This window comes from Flavobacterium sp. HNIBRBA15423, assembly GCF_052655965.1.
The window spans coordinates 866,605-883,383 of the sequence record NZ_CP199751.1; the positions used below are offsets into that span (position 1 = coordinate 866,605).

Annotated in this window: 18 protein-coding genes and 1 riboswitch; of the genes, 13 read left to right on the forward strand and 5 right to left on the reverse strand. The window is 30.1% G+C overall.

The annotated features are described in order from the left end of the window. Nucleotides 1-445: 445 nt before the first annotated feature. Nucleotides 446-1,309, forward strand: a complete 864-nt coding sequence (locus ACULEV_RS03855) for an alpha/beta fold hydrolase (RefSeq protein ID WP_445457359.1) — start codon at nt 446-448, stop codon at nt 1,307-1,309. Nucleotides 1,310-1,500: 191 nt separating this feature from the next. On the opposite strand, the gene ACULEV_RS03860 is transcribed toward ACULEV_RS03855, so the two are convergent. Together ACULEV_RS03860 and ACULEV_RS03865 are read right to left on the reverse strand one after the other, a co-directional pair. Next, nucleotides 1,501-2,523 (reverse strand): iron chelate uptake ABC transporter family permease subunit, encoded by a 1,023-nt coding sequence (locus tag ACULEV_RS03860; RefSeq protein ID WP_445457360.1) that lies wholly within the window; start codon nt 2,521-2,523, stop codon nt 1,501-1,503. Nucleotide 2,524: 1 nt separating this feature from the next. Continuing rightward, entirely contained in the window at nt 2,525-3,661 is a 1,137-nt protein-coding gene (locus ACULEV_RS03865; protein ID WP_445457361.1) for an ABC transporter substrate-binding protein, read from the reverse strand. Between the two features lie 81 nt (nt 3,662-3,742). Here ACULEV_RS03865 and ACULEV_RS03870 point away from each other — a divergent pair, with 81 nt between their 5' ends. The 7 genes from ACULEV_RS03870 (at nt 3,743) to cobC (ending at nt 9,220) form a co-directional block, all read left to right on the forward strand. Further along, nucleotides 3,743-4,105 (forward strand): DUF5522 domain-containing protein, encoded by a 363-nt coding sequence (locus ACULEV_RS03870; protein WP_445457362.1) that lies wholly within the window; start codon nt 3,743-3,745, stop codon nt 4,103-4,105. 316 nt (nt 4,106-4,421) lie between these two features. Then, entirely contained in the window at nt 4,422-4,790 is a 369-nt protein-coding gene (locus ACULEV_RS03875; RefSeq protein WP_445457363.1) for a four helix bundle protein, read from the forward strand. A gap of 64 nt (nt 4,791-4,854) precedes the next feature. Next, entirely contained in the window at nt 4,855-5,361 is a 507-nt protein-coding gene (locus ACULEV_RS03880) for a bifunctional adenosylcobinamide kinase/adenosylcobinamide-phosphate guanylyltransferase (RefSeq protein WP_445457364.1), read from the forward strand. Nucleotides 5,362-5,366: 5 nt separating this feature from the next. Continuing rightward, the gene (locus tag ACULEV_RS03885; RefSeq protein ID WP_445457365.1) at nt 5,367-6,014 is read left to right on the forward strand and encodes a Dph6-related ATP pyrophosphatase; all 648 of its coding nucleotides are present in this window, start codon (nt 5,367-5,369) and stop codon (nt 6,012-6,014) included. 230 nt (nt 6,015-6,244) lie between these two features. Next, a complete protein-coding gene (gene cobT, locus ACULEV_RS03890; RefSeq protein WP_445457366.1) occupies nt 6,245-7,921 on the forward strand; it encodes a nicotinate-nucleotide--dimethylbenzimidazole phosphoribosyltransferase in 1,677 nt (558 codons plus the stop codon). A 7-nt stretch (nt 7,922-7,928) separates the two neighbouring features. Then, nucleotides 7,929-8,711: an adenosylcobinamide-GDP ribazoletransferase gene (locus ACULEV_RS03895; RefSeq protein WP_445457367.1), complete on the forward strand. Its 783-nt coding sequence runs from the start codon at nt 7,929-7,931 to the stop codon at nt 8,709-8,711. Continuing rightward, nucleotides 8,696-9,220, forward strand: coding sequence for an alpha-ribazole phosphatase (gene cobC / locus ACULEV_RS03900; RefSeq protein WP_445457368.1), 525 nt, complete (start codon nt 8,696-8,698; stop codon nt 9,218-9,220). Before ACULEV_RS03895 ends, cobC begins: the two co-directional genes overlap by 16 nt. 117 nt (nt 9,221-9,337) lie before the next feature. Here cobC and ACULEV_RS03905 read toward each other — a convergent pair whose 3' ends face one another. Continuing rightward, nucleotides 9,338-9,862 carry an energy transducer TonB gene (locus ACULEV_RS03905; RefSeq protein ID WP_445457369.1) on the reverse strand — a complete coding sequence of 175 codons (525 nt, stop codon included), beginning with the start codon at nt 9,860-9,862 and terminating at the stop codon, nt 9,338-9,340. Nucleotides 9,863-9,923: 61 nt separating this feature from the next. Further along, nucleotides 9,924-10,181, forward strand: a riboswitch (cobalamin riboswitch). 80 nt (nt 10,182-10,261) lie between these two features. Between ACULEV_RS03905 and ACULEV_RS03910 the strand changes: the two genes are divergently transcribed. Beyond that, nucleotides 10,262-12,193, forward strand: a complete 1,932-nt coding sequence (locus tag ACULEV_RS03910; protein ID WP_445457370.1) for a TonB-dependent receptor plug domain-containing protein — start codon at nt 10,262-10,264, stop codon at nt 12,191-12,193. Nucleotides 12,194-12,255: 62 nt separating this feature from the next. On the opposite strand, the gene ACULEV_RS03915 is transcribed toward ACULEV_RS03910, so the two are convergent. After that, the gene (locus ACULEV_RS03915; protein ID WP_445457371.1) at nt 12,256-13,692 is read right to left on the reverse strand and encodes a S41 family peptidase; all 1,437 of its coding nucleotides are present in this window, start codon (nt 13,690-13,692) and stop codon (nt 12,256-12,258) included. A gap of 190 nt (nt 13,693-13,882) precedes the next feature. On the opposite strand from ACULEV_RS03915, the gene ACULEV_RS03920 reads away from it, so the two are divergent. From ACULEV_RS03920 to ACULEV_RS03935, 4 genes are read left to right on the forward strand one after another with little or no spacing between them, the layout of a single operon-like run. Continuing rightward, nucleotides 13,883-14,398: an RNA polymerase sigma factor gene (locus ACULEV_RS03920; RefSeq protein ID WP_445457372.1), complete on the forward strand. Its 516-nt coding sequence runs from the start codon at nt 13,883-13,885 to the stop codon at nt 14,396-14,398. Then, nucleotides 14,379-14,816, forward strand: a complete 438-nt coding sequence (locus ACULEV_RS03925) for a hypothetical protein (protein ID WP_445457373.1) — start codon at nt 14,379-14,381, stop codon at nt 14,814-14,816. The genes ACULEV_RS03920 and ACULEV_RS03925 overlap by 20 nt, the downstream gene beginning before the upstream one ends. Beyond that, nucleotides 14,785-15,351: a DUF4252 domain-containing protein gene (locus tag ACULEV_RS03930; RefSeq protein ID WP_445457374.1), complete on the forward strand. Its 567-nt coding sequence runs from the start codon at nt 14,785-14,787 to the stop codon at nt 15,349-15,351. The genes ACULEV_RS03925 and ACULEV_RS03930 overlap by 32 nt, the downstream gene beginning before the upstream one ends. A 4-nt stretch (nt 15,352-15,355) precedes the next feature. Beyond that, nucleotides 15,356-15,883 carry a DUF4252 domain-containing protein gene (locus tag ACULEV_RS03935; protein ID WP_445457375.1) on the forward strand — a complete coding sequence of 176 codons (528 nt, stop codon included), beginning with the start codon at nt 15,356-15,358 and terminating at the stop codon, nt 15,881-15,883. Nucleotides 15,884-15,974: 91 nt separating this feature from the next. Here ACULEV_RS03935 and ACULEV_RS03940 read toward each other — a convergent pair whose 3' ends face one another. After that, the gene (locus ACULEV_RS03940; RefSeq protein WP_445457376.1) at nt 15,975-16,742 is read right to left on the reverse strand and encodes an SDR family NAD(P)-dependent oxidoreductase; all 768 of its coding nucleotides are present in this window, start codon (nt 16,740-16,742) and stop codon (nt 15,975-15,977) included. Nucleotides 16,743-16,779 lie beyond the last annotated feature (37 nt).

Below are 16,779 nucleotides of genomic sequence, written 5' to 3' on the forward strand. Positions count from 1 at the left end.
TAGACTAATTTTTTTAAGCTTTGTCTTGTACCAGTTTAGGTTACAGTTTTAGGTTAATACTATTTTGAGTTTACACTATGTCTCGTACTGGTTTTAGTTTACAGTTTTGGGTTAATACTATTTTGAGTTTAAACTAAAAATTACGATTTATTTTGTATGTCAAAATCATACGGATTTTGGTTTACTGTTATAAAAAGAATAAAAAGGTGGCGGTTTAAATGTGAATTATGTAGTTGTTGTCGCAAATTATGTAAGGCATCTCCATAATTCAAGTAGTAACTTTACAAATAGTAGAGAATATTTGGTAACACAGAAAAATGTCTTGATTAAATACTTTTATAAGTAGCAAAATGAGATTAGAAATAAAGAACGCAGAAAAATACTTAATCCATTTAGGAACTAATAAAAATCTAATTACAAAAGAACTATTTAAAAACAAAATACTATGGAAACTGAAACTAAAGGTTACGATTTAACTATACCAGTAAATGATTTTCATTTATCTTATGATGATATTGGAGAAGGAAGCATTCCAGTTATCTTCTTGCACGGCTTTCCTTTCGACAAATCGATGTGGGAAGGTCAGTTAGATTTTTTAAAAGATTCTTATCGCTTAATTCCTTGTGATATTAGAGGATTTGGGAAATCAACAGACGAGGAATCATCCCTAAGCATTGATTTGTTTGCTGATGATTTAATGTATTTTATGGACAAGTTAAGCATTGAAAAAGCAATTATTTGTGGACTGTCTATGGGAGGATTTATAGCGTTGAATGCAGTAAAAAGATTCCCTAATCGCTTTGAAGCTCTAATTTTATGCGATACTCAATGTATTGCCGATACTGCCGAAGTAAAAGAAAAACGTTATAAAACTATTGATGAAATAGAAATTGAGGGAGTTACTAATTTCAACGAGGGATTTATTAAAAGTGTTTTCCACAAGGATTCAATAACAAATAAAAAGGAATTGGTGGAGCAATTGAGAAGTGTTGTATTTTCTAATTCAGAACATATTATCAAACAAGGATTAGTAGCACTAGCTGAGCGTTCAGAAACTTGTTCTACTTTGAATGAAATAACCATTCCAACCTTGATTTTATGCGGAAGAGAAGATGTAGTAACACCACTTGCTCAATCTGAATTTATGAATGCAAATATTAAAGGATCAGTACTACACGTAATTGACAATGCAGGTCATGTATCTAATCTTGAACAACCTCATGAATTCAACAAACACCTTCTCGATTTCTTAACTGTTTTAAGTGATCTCAATTATGAGAAAATTAATGGAGATCAAAGGATGGTTTAATGTAGGATCAGCTTTAAAATTTGTTTTGGAAAATAGTTAAGTGTTATTTTAATAAATGACTTATATAAATAATATTATCTACTTATATTTTTCTCAATTATAGGAAACTGTAAGCAGAAAAAGTTTTCTTGTGTAAGGCTCTGTATAGACTTCACACTTGAACAGACGAAGTGTTTTTTAACCATTAATAATTAACTAAGCCTTCTTTTTCGTACCAACAACCAAACCACAATTGGTGCACCAATAATAGAAGTAATCGCATTAATAGGTAATGTAATATCATTGCCAGGAAATTGTGCTACAATATCACAAAACAACAAAATAATAGCTCCAAGTAAAGATGTACTCCAAAACAATACAAAATGATTACTTGTTTGAAATATTAATTTAGCAATATGAGGAACTGCTAAACCAATAAATGCAATTGGACCAACAAATGCAGTAATACTTCCTGCTAAAATACTAGTAGCAAAAAGAATAATATAGCGTGTTTTCTTGAAGTTAACTCCTAAGCTATTAGCATATTTTTCACCTAATAACAAAGCATCTAGAGGTTTAATTACTAAAAAACTTAAACTTATTCCTAAAAAAGTTAAGATAGCTAAAAAACTAACATCGTGCCAACTCAAGTTGCCTAAACTTCCCATTTGCCAAAAAGTGTATTTCTGAAGTTGTTCAGCAGTAGTAAAGTAGGATAAAACAGAAACAATAGCACTGGTTAAACTACCAAACATTAACCCAACAATCAAAATGGACATAGTGTCTTTTAAACGTTGGGAAACAAATAAAACAGCCAATAAAACTAACGAACTTCCTATTCCAGAAGCTAAAACCAATCCGTAAGAAGAAGTAAATACTTTTGAAAGACTTAAAGGTAGAATTCCAGCACCTAATAAAACAATGGCAACTCCTAAACTAGCACCCGAACTCAACCCTAAAACATAAGGACCAGCCAATGGATTTCGGAATAAAGTTTGCATTAATAAACCGCTTATAGACAAAGCAATACCTACTAAAATAGCTGTAATAGCTTTGGGCAATCTAAAGTTTAAGATAATGTATTCCCAAGAACTTTTTGAAGCGTCATTTCCTAATAAACAATTAACAACTTCTTTAAAAGGTATTTTTATAGATCCTAAGCTAATATTTAAAATAGTTAGAAATACTAATAATATTAGTAAGCTTATAAATAATATGGAGAATTTTCTAGTCACGCTATTCTAACTTTTTTGCAAAGGTAAATTGATAATCAGGAAGTATTTCAGGATGAAAGATTTTAATATAATCTTTTAAAACCAAATCAGGTCTACTTGGAGCTGTTTCATAATAAACCGTTCCACCAGTTTCTCCTTTTTGACTTTCAAAAGTGTATACTTCACTTTTTTGATAAGCATCAAACTTTTGATAATGATGATTTTCTTCTAATAATTGACTTAAAGTCATTATAGAACCATTGGTAATCCATATATCAGCATGCTCAGCTTTATCGAAAACACTTTCAAAACTTAATGGCTCGCTACCCATTCCTGGTAAATCTTTCCATAAATAATTGGCTTTAGCATCATTTAAAAATTGGGCAATCCAACTGTTTCCTCGTGCAACAAACCATTGATCTTTATACAATGAACCATATAAAACGGTTTGTGTAGCTTTAGTGTTTTTTATTAATGCAAGTGCATTGTTGTAGTTTTTTTCAATATCAGTAAAAATAATTTCACCTTCTTTTTCTTTGCCTAACAAAGCTGCATAAAATTTAATCCATTCGGCTTTTCCCAGTGCAGATTGTTCCATCCAATCACCTTGAAACATCACTTTTAGCCCATTTTTAGTAAGCTTGTCAACCATTTTGTTGGTATTATCTATTCCAAAAGTCACAATAACATCGGGTTGCATATCAAACAATAATTCAATATTTAAACTTTCATTTTGACCAACATCTCTAATTTTCCCATCATTAATCAAAGCTCTTGTTTTTGGAGAAGAAATATAAGAAGTGTGAGGAAAACCAATGAGTTTATTTTCACTCTTTAACATTTCCAGAAATGGAATTATCGTTGTAGAAGTAACTACTAATTTTTTAACAGGAACATCTATCGTAGTATAATTGTGTAAACTGTCAGGAATAATTCCGTTTTTATTTTTTAAAATGTAAGTAAATGGTTTTTCTGCTTTTGGCCATGGATTTAAAACTTTTACTATAGAATAACCTTCATATTTATAAATGGCTAATCCAGAAGCATGTTTAATTTGATTTTCCGAATTTATTGCTATTTGCGTTTTAGTTTCGCTATTTTTTTTACAACTAACTAATAAAAAACAAGTTAAGAAAAGGGTTTTAAAAAATAATTTCATCCTGTATATTCTGTTTGCACAAATGTATGAAAAATTCTACGCTTCCATTTTATTAAAAATTTTAAATACTATCTTTACAACATGGATTTGGTTAAAGAAAAAAGATGTGTAATTTGTGATGCAACCTTTGGTTGTGGTAATCAATCTAAAGAAATTAGATGTTGGTGTAATGAATTACCACCTATTTTTTCATTAGATAAAATCACCGATTGTTTGTGTCCAAAATGCTTAAAAGAAGCAACCATCAAAAAGATTGATGACTATGTGGCAACCATTACACCCGAAAACAGCCTGACAAATAAAGCAAAAGATTTACCAAAGACGAATCATTTGGTAGAAGATATTGATTATTATTCAGAAGGAGGAAATTATGTTTTTACCAAATGGTTTCATTTAAAAAGAGGAGAATGTTGTGGTAAAGGATGCAGACATTGTCCGTATTAATTATGGATTGTTGATGGTTAATTATTAATGGGGAATTGCGTTGATGATGATTAGTGTTTAATTATAAATTTATAAGTGATAACAATATAGAAAACCAAAATAGCAACTTGTTTGTATAAATAATAGCAATTCTAAAACTAAATAACAAGTATAATTAAAACAACAAAATCACAAATCAACACAAAAAATAATGACAATGAAAGACACACAATCCAAATCAACCATTAATCATCAACAATCAACCATTAACAATCAACCATTAACAATCAACCATTAACAATCAACCATTAACAATTAACCATCAACAATTAACCCTATGCGTGATAATATTGTAAAAACCAAGAGTTTTGATTTTGCGATACAAATTGTTAGATTATATCAATATTTATCTCATGATAAAAAAGAATATACACTTTCAAAGCAGTTGTTAAGAAGTGGAACAAGTATTGGAGCAATGGTTCGAGAAGCAGAACATGCAGAAAGTAAATTAGATTTTATACATAAGTTTGCAATTGCCCAAAAAGAAGCAAATGAGACAATCTATTGGTTAGAGTTATTAAAAGCAACCGACTATTTAAATGAAAAAGAATATGAAAATATGGTAAATGATGCAACATCAATACTAAAACTAATAACAAGCATAATCAAAACAACAAAATCACAAATTATCCCCAAAAAACAATGACAATAATGTCTACACAATCCAAATCCATTAATAATCAATTATCAACCATTAATAATTAATTTCAATGTTTTACTTAATAACAGGAGGAGAACGCTCAGGAAAAAGTGGTTACGGACAAGATTTAGCAATGTCATTGTCTAAAAATCCTATGTATGTAGCAACAGCACGTAACTGGGATGGTGATTTTCAAAAGAGAATTGACCGTCATCAAAAAGATAGAGATGAAAATTGGGTAAATATTGAAAAAGAAAAACAATTAAGCGAAATTGATTTTTCAGGAAAAGTAGCTTTAATTGATTGTGTAACACTTTGGTTAACCAATTTTTTTGTAGATACTAAAAACGATGTGGAATTGTGTATGGAGCAAGCTAAAAAGGAAATTGAATTGGTCATGCAACAAAAAGATATTACTATTATTGTTATTACTAATGAAATAGGAATGGGTGTTCATGCAGCAACACATGTAGGTAGAAAATTCACTGAATTACAAGGTTGGATGAACCAATATTTAGCCAAAAAAGCAGATAAAGTAGTACTAATGGTTTCAGGAATTCCAGTGCCAATTAAATAAAAAGTATGAGAGTTTTAAGTTCTTGGAGTGGAGGAAAAGACAGTTGTTTTGCTCTAATGAAAAGTGTAGAAGAAGGGTTGAAACCAACTGTACTTTTAAACATGATGAATGAAAACGGAAAAGTATCACGTTCTCATGGTATTCCATTGGCTATTTTGGAACAACAAGCGGCTCAAATGAATTTGTCTTTGGTGGCAGTTCCAGCATCTTGGTCGCAATATGAAGAGAATTACATTGCAACATTACACAAAATTAAAGAAGACCATCAAATAGAAGGAGTTGTTTTTGGAGATATTGATTTAGAACCACACCGAGAATGGGAAGAAAAAGTATGTAAAGCAGCAAATCTGGAAGCTTTTTTACCGCTGTGGCAACAAAATAGAATCGATTTGGTTAACCAAATGCTACATAATGGTATTGAAACCATGATTGTTTCCTGCAATTTAGAAATGGGAGAAAGATATTTAGGTAAAATTTTAACCAAAGAATTAGCTTTAGAATTAGAACAAAAAGGAATTGACCCTTGTGGAGAAAATGGAGAATTTCACACATTAGTTATTAATTGTCCTTTATTTAAAAACCAAATTCAATTACCTAAATTTGAAGTAAAAACCTATGATAACTACTGTTTTGTAGTTTGGGAAGAAAATTAAATGAAAGATTTATACGAAATAATAGTTCACGCAGATTTTACTGATTTTCGTGTATGGAATTAGCTTCTCGATACGCTTCGCAATAGAAGTGACGTGGATTGTGTGAATTGGAGAATGTTGTTACAAGCACTACGTCAGTTCGAGTGTTTTTTATGGAATGGAATAGAATAAAAAATGTATCGAGAACATTAAAACAGACAAATGTTCAGAATAAGACTTTAAAAGTAATAATGAAAGATTTATACGAAATAATAACTTCACGTAGAGATACTCGCCATTTTACAACAGATAAAGTGCCTCAAGAAGTACTTAAAAAAGCTATTGATGCAGGTCATCACGCACCATCTGTAGGTTTAACAGACGCAACTCGTTATTATGTAATTGAATCAGAAAGTATAAAGAAGAAGATAAAAGAATTGTTTTTGGCTTACCATGAAAAAGCGGCTAATGCAACTGATGATGAAGCGCAAAAAGAATCCTATTTAAAATTAAAGCTAGAAGCGATAGAAGAAGCACCTATAGGAATGGTAATTGCTTATGATCGTTCTGTTTTAGATTCGTTTACGATTGGAACAGTTGGAAGTAATGAAGCTATAAAATTCAGTGCGGTTTGTGCTGCGCAAAACATTTGGTTGTCTTTAACCGAACAGGGTTATTCCATGGGTTGGGTTTCTATTTTAAATTACTACGATTTTAAAACCATCTTAAATATTCCAGAACATATTGAGCCATTAGGTTATTTTTGTATTGGAAAGCCAGCAACAGATTACGGTAGTCAACCCATGTTACAACAATTGCATTGGAAGGAAAAAACGGCTGTTGCCAATGTAATTAAGATAGATGAAATACAAGAAATTCAAAAAAAGAATTTGCAGTTTACTACTGAAAAAGTAAGTAATAATGAAGATTTAGTTCAGAAGTTACAATATAAAATTGATCACAAAACCAAACCAGAAGGTGCTTTAGGTCTTTTAGAAAAGTTAGCCCTACAAATAGGATTAATCTTTAAAACTGAAACACCACAAATCCAAAAACCACATATTATTGTCTTTGCTGCCGATCATGGAATTGCAAATCACGGAGTAAGTGCATATCCACAAGAAGTAACCCGACAAATGGTGATGAACTTTTTAGAAGGTGGTGCAGCGATTAATGTTTTTTGTAAACAAAACAACATTGCCTTAGAGATTGTAGATGCTGGAGTGAATTATGATTTTCCGACAAACACAAAACTAATTCCTAAAAAAGTAGCCAAAGGCACTCAATCTTTTTTACAAACGGCAGCCATGAGTCACGCAGAAATGGAGTTGTGTTTAAAAAATGGAGCTACAATTGTAAACGAAATTTACTCAAAAGGTTCTAACTGTATTGGTTTTGGAGAAATGGGAATTGGAAATACATCAACAGCTTCGGTTATAATGGCTGTTTTAACCTCTTTTTCAATTGAAGAATGTGTAGGAAAAGGAACGGGTGTTACCAATGAGAAATTGGAAAATAAAATAAAAATACTATCAAAAGCCATTGAGAATTACACAGGTTCAAACGATTTAAATGAATTGATTACTTATTTTGGTGGTTTTGAAATCCTACAAATGACAGGAGGAATGTTGCAAGCTTTTAAAAACAACATGTTAATTTTAGTTGACGGATTTATTTCTAGTGTAGCCTTTTTAATTGCTTTTAAAAAGAATCCTGACATAAAATCAAATGCTGTTTTCTGTCATTGTTCTGAAGAAAAAGCACATAAAACATTGCTTAATTATTTAGAAGTTGAGCCTGTTTTACATTTAAAAATGAGACTAGGAGAGGGAAGTGGTTGTGCAGTTGCTTTCCCAATTATACAATCAGCAGTAACTTTTTTGAATGAAATGGCTAGTTTTGAAAGTGCTGGAGTGAGTAATAAATAAATTTAAAATGAGAAAAGAAATTGATATATTTTTCACAGCAATGATGTTTTATACCAGAATTCCTTGTCCAAAGGATATCACACACGACCCTGATTATTTAAACAAAGCCACACGTTATTTTCCATTAATTGGATGGATTGTAGGTCTTATTTCTGGAATAGTATTTATTGCTTTTTCTCAAATTTTGCCAGTAACTATTGCAGTTCTGTTAAGTATGATAGCTAGTGTTTTAACCACTGGTGCTTTTCATGAAGATGGTTTTGCCGACGTTTGTGACGGTTTTGGTGGTGGTTGGACTAAAGAGAAAATATTAAAAATAATGAAAGACAGTGCAATTGGTGCTTATGGCGCAATTGGAATTATACTTTTATTAGTATTAAAATATATACTTTTAGTCGAAATTTTATCGATTCAATCTAATATTATTCCTATAATTTTAACATTTATTGCGGCTCATGCTTTAAGTCGTTGGGCTGCAGCAACTATAATTTTTACCCATGAGTATGTTCGTGAAGACGAATTGAGTAAGAGTAAACCCATTGCAAAGGCTTATTCATGGAAAGAAATTTTTGGGACTGCTTTTTTTGGAATTGTACCTTTGTTATATTTTGTTTATTATAATTATAAAATAGCTTTAGTTCTTTTACCTGTTTTTATGTTTCGTTGGTATTTAGCTCGCTATTTCAAAAAGTGGATTGGTGGTTATACGGGTGATTGTTTGGGAGCAACCCAACAAATTTGTGAAGTAGTATTTTATATATCATTATTAGCTTTATGGAAGTTTATCTAGTTAGACATACAGAAACTGTTTGTGAAAAAGGAATTTGTTATGGTCAAGCTGATGTTGCTGTTCAAGAGCCATTTGAACACTTATTTCAAGAAATAAAGAACCAACTTCCTGTAGAAGAAATAAAAGTAATTTCTAGTCCCTTAAAAAGATGTACTATTCTAGCCGATTTTCTTTCGAATGGAATATTTGAAGAAGACAACCGTTTAATGGAAATGCATTTTGGCAACTGGGAATTACAACCTTGGAATGATATTCCAAAAGAAGAACTCAATCCTTGGATGGAAGATTTTGTTTCAGTTCAAATTTCCAATGGAGAATCTTTTGAAATTTTATATGAACGAGTACTTTCTTTTATTAAAGATTTAAAAGATAATAATCTTGATAAAATTACCATTGTAACTCATGCAGGAGTGATTAGAAGTTTTTTGTGTTACCAACAAAATTTATCTTTAAAAGAAGCTTTTCAAAATAAAGTTAACTTTGGTCAAATTATAAAAATAATACTTTAAATATGAATACCGACTCTAGAGAATTTATGTATGCGTTATATACTGTAATTGCTTTTCACGTAATTATTGGCATTATTATTTTAGTGCGTAAAATGAGAAAGAAGAAATAAAAGTATTTTATTTATCAGATAAACTAAAAGTAATTATTGAAGCATAACTTACCGTTACAATTTTACCTTTTTGCTCACCTGGAATGAATTTTGGTAACTTTGATATAATTCTAATGGCTTCTTCTTCAAAAAGAGTATAAAAATCTTGATTTGTAGATTTGATTTTAGTTCTTAAATTGGTAATCTTCCCTTCTTTTGAAATTTCAAATAGCACAATTGCTTTTGCTTCAACTTTATTTTCTTTTGCGGCTTTAGGATATTTTAAATGTTTTTTAATATGTTCTTGTAGTTTTTCTTGAAAACAAGCTCTGTTTTCAGCTTCGATAGTGTATTTACAATTTGCAAAAGTGGGTGTTTTGTCTAAAATAGCATAAGGAAATAGTAAATCTTCATCAAAATCATCTGCTTTTGCAATAGTTGGTTGAACCAGAACAGGTTCAAAATCATGTCTGTCAATAGCGGGTTCATTTGTAGTTTGTGAAAAACTACTTAAAACTACTAAAAAAGTAAAAAACGTAAATACAGATTTCATATTTATAAATATATAATTTCAAAAATAGAATTAAATCTTGTAATAGACTAAAATATATGTACTTTTGCACTCGAATTTTGGTTGTTGTTTCTGAATTTTCAAAACAACATTAAAAGGGAATTAGGTGAAATGCCTAAGCTGTACCCGCAACTGTAAGCTATAAAGCTTGTTATTATCTACATAACCACTGTTAAGAATTCAGAATTTAGAATTCAGAATTTAGATTTTTCTAACTTCTACCTTCTAATTTCTGCCTTCAAAATGGGAAGGTGAATAACAAGACGCAAGCCAGGAGACCTGCCATATTCATTGAGTAACAAACTTTCGGGAAAAAAAGTTTGAGTATGGGTAAATTCTGTGCTTTTCTCCCTATTTATTAAAAATTATTTTTAACCAAAAATGAACACTAAGTTTATTAAATGGAGTGTGTGTGCAATACTCTTAACAAGCTTTTCTTATGCACAAGAAAAAGATTCTTTAAAAGTGACTTCTTTAAATGAAGTTGTTGTTTCGGATACGAAATTTGCACAAAAAAAGGAAAAATCTGGAAAAATTATTGAAGTTATTACTGCAAAAGATTTAGAAGCTAGAAAAGGGCAATCAGTTGCTCAAGTTTTAAATCAGGTTGCTGGTTTGGAAATTAATGGAAGTAATAGTTCTGCAGGAAAAAATTTAGAATATTACGTAAGAGGTGGAAGAAGTCGTCAGGTTTTAATTGTCATTGATGGCAATCCTGTTAACGATGCTACAACAATTGCTTCAATTTATGATTTGAGATTGTTGCCTGTCGAACAAATTGAAAAAATTGAGGTTTTAAAAGGTTCTTCTAGTGTTTTATATGGATCTGGTGCAGCTACAGGAGTTATTAGTATTACCACAAAAAAAGCTAAAAAAGATAGTTTTGGAGGAAATGCTTATTTTAATCTAGGAACTCAAAATACGTCTGAAAAAACAAATTTAAACGGACAAGAATTCAATCAAGGTTTTGGAGTAAATGGAAACATTGGTAAACTTAATTTTAATACTACTTTAAATAGTACTGAGGTTGATGGTATTAGTGAGGCTAAAGGTGAGAATTTTGAAAGGAATAATTTCTCACGAATTAATTTGAATCAAAAAATAGGATATAATGCATCTGAAAGATTTAATTTAGAATCATTCGTAAATTATGATAAGTTTATTTCAGATTACGATGATGGAGCTTTTCAAGATTCTGATTTAAATAAATATACAGCAGAACAAGTAAGAGTAGGAATTAAACCTCAATATCGTTATAAAAAAGGAGAAATTTACTTGAATACCGCTTTTGCTAATTTAGAACGTTACTATGAATCGTTTAGCTCTTGGTCAATGACTTTAGATGAAACCTATTATAAATCGAGAACTATTAATACTGATTTAGTGAACAAACTTGATTTATTTGATGGAGCCCATTTAATTACAGGCGTGCAATCTCAATTTATGGACATGTATCAAACGGGTGCTTGGGGAGAAGTTGATAATAAATCAACTAAATTTAATAGTATAGATCCTTATTTTACAGCTGTTTATAATAGCTCTTTTGGATTGAATGTCAATGCAGGAGCTCGTTTGAATATTCATAGTGAGTATGGTAATAGTTTGGTTTATAATGTAAATCCGTCTTTTTATTTAGAAAAATATAACCTTAGATTGTTGTCTTCTTTTAGTACGGCTTATATTACTCCAACATTGTACCAATTATATTCTGCTTATGGGAATTTAGATTTAAAACCAGAAGAAGATAAAACAGCTGAAATTGGTTTTGAAAAAGGATTTTTAAATAATAAATTAAAAATTAATGCTGTAGGTTTTTATAGAGAAGAAGTAAATAAAATCGATTTTATTTCTTTAAATGTTGCTCCTTGGGGACAATATCAAAATATTGAAGATAGGATAAATGCAAAGGGTATTGAGTCTAATATTGCTTATTTGCCTTTTGATAAAATTAAATTAACAGCTAATTATACTTTTACTCAGGTTGAAACCAATATTAGTCAGTTACAATTGATACCTAAACATAAATTTAATGCAGGTTTTGATTATACTGTTACTAAACGATTATCATGGTCAGCTCAATATCAATATACAGATGATAAAATTGATTTATTTTATAATTCTTCAACTTTTACAAATGATGAAGTTGTTTTAAAATCATATCAAATCATAAACTCCAATGTTTCCTTTAAATTGAATAAAAATGTTTCAGTTTTTGGAAATGTAACTAATTTGTTAGATGTTGATTTTATGGAAAAGAACGGTTATTCTACAAGAGGAAGAAATTTTAAACTAGGCTTCAATCTTCAGTTTTAAATTAAATCTGAATACTTAATTTGTAAAAAAAAACGCTCCTTTTGAGGAGCGTTTTTTATATTTTATCGAGTTATATTAAAGTCAGGAACTTTTTCTAAATACATTTCATTTCCAAAAGGAACTATCGATTTTACATCTTGAAAATGTTCAAAACGATGTTGAGGTTCTGGAATAGCAAATCTTCCGTTAGTATCTACATAGTTTAAAGCTGTGTTTAGTAAAGGATCACTAGTTTCTCCTAGCACACCTAAATTTGCTAAATCTTCCAATTGATTTACATCTGGTTGTAACCCATTTACATAATCGCTAAAATTATTTTTATTCGCAATTTTTAGAACAATAGGTTGCATCGCATATTTATGATTAGGATTTATATTTTCTTTTCTAAAGTTTGGAGAATCATATATAGTTATAGAACCTACATTTTTACCCGTAGTTTCATCTCCAATTTGTGTAACATTAATATGAGGTTCTAATCCATTAATTACAAGTTCACTAGCAGAAGCTGTTCTTTTAGAGGTTAAGACATAAAGTTTATCTAAATTTAAATTTTGAATACTTGCTCCGTTTCCTAATGTTGTAGTAAATCTATTTATTAAATCTTCTGGATTATCATTAAATAAAGCCTGTATTTTATAATTCCATTGCTGTTTTGCAAAAATATCATTACCAAATTGCCCTGTAATCATACTGGCAAGTCTAGTAGCAGTACTTACCGAACCACCAGAATTATATCTTAAATCTAAGATTAAATGAGTCACACCTTCAGAAGCAAAAAAAGTAAAAGCACTATTAAGTTCTGTTTCATATTGCGAATAGAATCCATTGTACATCAAGTAGCCTATTTTTTTAGAGCCAACTGTAAAAGTCTTTTTAATATGTACAGGGTTTTCTGAAAAAGCAGTCTTAGTTAAAGCTACAGAATTTCCATTAGGAGTAATATTGCCACCATCATAATCCGCTAAATTTAATGTATAATTATCATTGGCTAATAAATTTCTATAATTGTTAACATTTAAAGATGTGCCATTTACAGCATAAAAAAAGTCTCCTCTTTGTATGTTTTTTGAAGCAGCGTCAGAACCTGGTAAAATATATCTCACCCAACCAAAAAGTTCAGTTGAACTGCCATTTTTATAACGTAATTCATAATCAACTCCATTGTTTTTTTGTGTTCCAGATAAGGCTTGTTCTAAAGCAGTATAATCAGAATAAATAACACTAAAACGATCTGTTTGTCTATCTATAAGTAAATGTTCAAATAAACTTTCAGGAGGAGAATAAGAATTTAGAAAATTTTGATACTCAGAATTGGTAGAGAATCGATTGTCTGCTAGATCTGGGGAATCTGATAACCAATAATAATATTGATTAAGACCTTTCCAAATGAATTCATTAATAGAACCGCTTTGAGGAAAGTCGTCATAATCATCTGCGCAACTCCATGTTGAAAGAATTAAAATCAGTAATCCTGAAAGCAAAAATATTTTCTTTTTCATATATAAATTATTTTCTTTTTTTTAAAATCTTTTATGTGTCGCATTCCTAGAACATAAGTATTGTAAGAGTAAAACCTAGTTTTAAGCACGATTTCATAGCATTTGAAATTTATCAAATAAAAATAAGCTTATTTTTTAATGTAACAAAATTAATTTACATTCGTCTTTACTTTAAACCAAGCTAATTAAAATGAAACAACAGGAGTTTTTACATATTATATCTCCTTTTAAAGATAAAATTTTCAGAGTAGCCAAACGATTATTGGTTAGTATTGAGGAAGCTGAAGATGCTACACAAGAAGTTTTAGTTCGATTGTGGAATAAAAACGATGGTTTAGAAAAGTATAATAGTGTGGAAGCTTTAGCTATGACAATGACCAAAAATTATTGTTTGGATCAATTGAAATCGAAAAGGGCATCAAATTTGCAATTAGTGCATAGTAATTATGGAGATAATGCTCCAGGGATAGACAAGCAAGTTGAAGATAATGATAGTTGGAACTGGGTAGAAAAAATTATAGATAATTTACCCGAACAACAAAAAATTATTGTTCAAATGAGAGATATAGAAGAGTATGAGTTTAATGAAATAGCTTCTGTTTTAGATATGAACGAAACTGCTATTAGAGTAGCACTTTCAAGAGCTAGAAAAACAATAAGAGAGAAGCTAATAGAAAAACACAATTATGGAATTAAAATTAGTTGAAATACTAGTAAATAAATATTTGGAGGGCACTTCAAGTATAGCTGAAGAAAAACAATTAAAGGCCTATTTTTCTTCAAATGAAATAGCTTCACATTTGGTTCAGTACAAGCCGTTGTTTAGTTATTTTGAAAACCAAAAAGAGGAACGATTTACTAAAGCACTACCATTACAAACTAAAAAACAATCGTACGTTAAATGGATAGGTGTAGCTGCAGCAATTGTGGTTCTTTTTGGAACAATAAATTATTTTTATAATGAGAATTCAAAACAAGATTTAGGAACTTACTCTAGTCCTGAAGAAGCATTTGTAGGAACACAAAAAGCTCTTGAAATGCTTTCAGAAGAAGTAAACCATGGAGTAGAAGGAGTTTCTATTTTAAAAGAGTATGAAAAAACAAAAAAAACAATTTTTAAATAAAAAAAAGATGAAAAATTTAATTTTAAGTATAGTATTTATTGCTTTTACAACTGTGACATTTTCGCAATCTGTATTTGACAAGTATGAGGATAAAGATGATGTTACAACGGTTATTGTAAATAAAAAAATGTTTGAGTTGATGAGTAAAGTTAAGGTCGATGTAAAAGACAAAGAAGCTCAACAATATATGGATTTATTAAAAAAACTGGATAATTTAAAGGTTTTTATGACTGGTAATATAAAGTTAGCAGGAGAGATGAAAAGTACCGTTGCAAGTTATTTAAAATCGAATCCTTTAGAGGAATTAATGCGAGTGAATGATGATGGTAAAAAAGTTAATATTTATGTTAAATCTGGAGCGTCAGAAAACATTGTAAGAGAGCTTTTAATGTTTATTGAGTCACCAGATGATAAAGATAATCAAGCAATTGTTCTGTCTTTAACAGGTAACTTTAATTTAGATGAAATTTCTGCTTTAACTGAAAAAATGAGTTTGCCTGGTGGTAAGGAATTGAAAAAAGCATCAAAAAAATAATCTTATGAAATCATATATAACAGTTATTCTTTCTTTTTTTCTTTTTAGTTGTAATAATGAATCAAGTTTGCAAAAATATTTTGTAGAAAATTCAGAATCTTCAGATTTTATAGCTGTTGATCTAGGTTCTTCAATAATTAACACTGAAAAAATGACTTTGTCGAAGGAAGATAAAGAAGCTTTAAAATCTTTTGAAAAAATGAATATTATAGCTTTTAAAAAAGATTCTTTAAATGAAGAGAAATATGAGTTGGAAAGTAAAAAAGTAAAAAATCTTTTAAAAGCAGAAAAGTATCAAGAGTTAATGAGAATGGGTTCAGGGAATAGTGGAGGAGCTATTTATTTTGTAGGAGAAGAAGAGCATATAGATGAGTTTGTTTTGTTTGCTAATGGAAAAGAAAATGGATTTGCTGTGGTGCGTATTCTTGGAAACGATATGAATCCAAGCCAAATAATGAACTTGATAAACTTAATGCAAAAGGCAAATGTTGATTTGGATCAACTCAAACCCCTAAAAGGTTTTATGAATTAAAAAAAGAGCTAAAATGAACATACCCCAAATAGTGTCTAACTTTTTGGGGTATTTTCAAATTATGTAGTTCTTTTTTTATTTAATTAAGGTATTAAATGTAAACACCTCCTGCAACCTCTAATCTTTGGGCGTTTATCCATTTAGCATCATCACTACATAAAAAGGCAACTACACTACCAATATCATCGGGTAATCCGACTCTGCCTAGTGCAGTACTATTTGCAATCATATCATTTAGCTCTTTGTTATCTCTTATTGCACCGCCACCAAAATCAGTTGCTATGGCACCAGGTGCTACGGTATTTACCCTAATTTTTCTGTTTCCTAATTCGAGGGCTTGGTATCTGCTCAAACTTTCAATGGCAGCTTTCATTATGGCATATGCGGAATAGTTTTCAAAACTAAATCTTGCTAAGCCTGATGAAATATTTACAATACTACCGCCATCAGCCAATAGAGGAAGCATTTTTTGTGTTAGGAAAAATGCCGCTTTTAGATGGATGTTCACCATATCATCAAATTGTTCTTCAGTAGTGCTGTCAAAAGAAGCATAAACACCTGTACCAGCATTATTTACTAAGGAGTGAATGTGATCTGTACCGAAGTTATTTGCCAATTTTTCTCTTACCTGACTTACAAAAGCGTCATAACCCTTGCTCTTTGAAACATCTAATTGTAACGCAATTGCTTTTTTACCAGAGACAATTATTTCCGCTACAACTTTATTAGCTTCACTTTCATTACTATGGTAAGTGATAATTACATTAAAATCTTTTTTAGCCAATTGTAGGGCCATATCTTTACCTAGTCCACGGCTACCACCAGTTACTAGAGCTACTTTGTTTGAATTACTTGTCATATTTTTTACTATTAAATTTGAATACAAAGGTCAGCTT

Bases quoted from the DNA above. Each gene is read 5' to 3' on its own strand.
- ACULEV_RS03855 (WP_445457359.1), top strand. From the start codon at position 446: ATGGAAACTGAAACTAAAGGTTACGATTTAACTATACCAGTAAATGAT.
- ACULEV_RS03865 (WP_445457361.1), bottom strand. From the start codon at position 3,661: ATGAAATTATTTTTTAAAACCCTTTTCTTAACTTGTTTTTTATTAGTT.
- ACULEV_RS03870 (WP_445457362.1), top strand. From the start codon at position 3,743: ATGGATTTGGTTAAAGAAAAAAGATGTGTAATTTGTGATGCAACCTTT.
- ACULEV_RS03875 (WP_445457363.1), top strand. From the start codon at position 4,422: ATGCGTGATAATATTGTAAAAACCAAGAGTTTTGATTTTGCGATACAA.
- ACULEV_RS03880 (WP_445457364.1), top strand. From the start codon at position 4,855: ATGTTTTACTTAATAACAGGAGGAGAACGCTCAGGAAAAAGTGGTTAC.
- ACULEV_RS03885 (WP_445457365.1), top strand. From the start codon at position 5,367: ATGAGAGTTTTAAGTTCTTGGAGTGGAGGAAAAGACAGTTGTTTTGCT.
- cobT (WP_445457366.1), top strand. From the start codon at position 6,245: ATGAAAGATTTATACGAAATAATAACTTCACGTAGAGATACTCGCCAT.
- ACULEV_RS03895 (WP_445457367.1), top strand. From the start codon at position 7,929: ATGAGAAAAGAAATTGATATATTTTTCACAGCAATGATGTTTTATACC.
- cobC (WP_445457368.1), top strand. From the start codon at position 8,696: ATGGAAGTTTATCTAGTTAGACATACAGAAACTGTTTGTGAAAAAGGA.
- ACULEV_RS03905 (WP_445457369.1), bottom strand. From the start codon at position 9,862: ATGAAATCTGTATTTACGTTTTTTACTTTTTTAGTAGTTTTAAGTAGT.
- ACULEV_RS03910 (WP_445457370.1), top strand. From the start codon at position 10,262: ATGAACACTAAGTTTATTAAATGGAGTGTGTGTGCAATACTCTTAACA.
- ACULEV_RS03915 (WP_445457371.1), bottom strand. From the start codon at position 13,692: ATGAAAAAGAAAATATTTTTGCTTTCAGGATTACTGATTTTAATTCTT.
- ACULEV_RS03920 (WP_445457372.1), top strand. From the start codon at position 13,883: ATGAAACAACAGGAGTTTTTACATATTATATCTCCTTTTAAAGATAAA.
- ACULEV_RS03925 (WP_445457373.1), top strand. From the start codon at position 14,379: ATGGAATTAAAATTAGTTGAAATACTAGTAAATAAATATTTGGAGGGC.
- ACULEV_RS03930 (WP_445457374.1), top strand. From the start codon at position 14,785: ATGAAAAAACAAAAAAAACAATTTTTAAATAAAAAAAAGATGAAAAAT.
- ACULEV_RS03935 (WP_445457375.1), top strand. From the start codon at position 15,356: ATGAAATCATATATAACAGTTATTCTTTCTTTTTTTCTTTTTAGTTGT.
- ACULEV_RS03940 (WP_445457376.1), bottom strand. From the start codon at position 16,742: ATGACAAGTAATTCAAACAAAGTAGCTCTAGTAACTGGTGGTAGCCGT.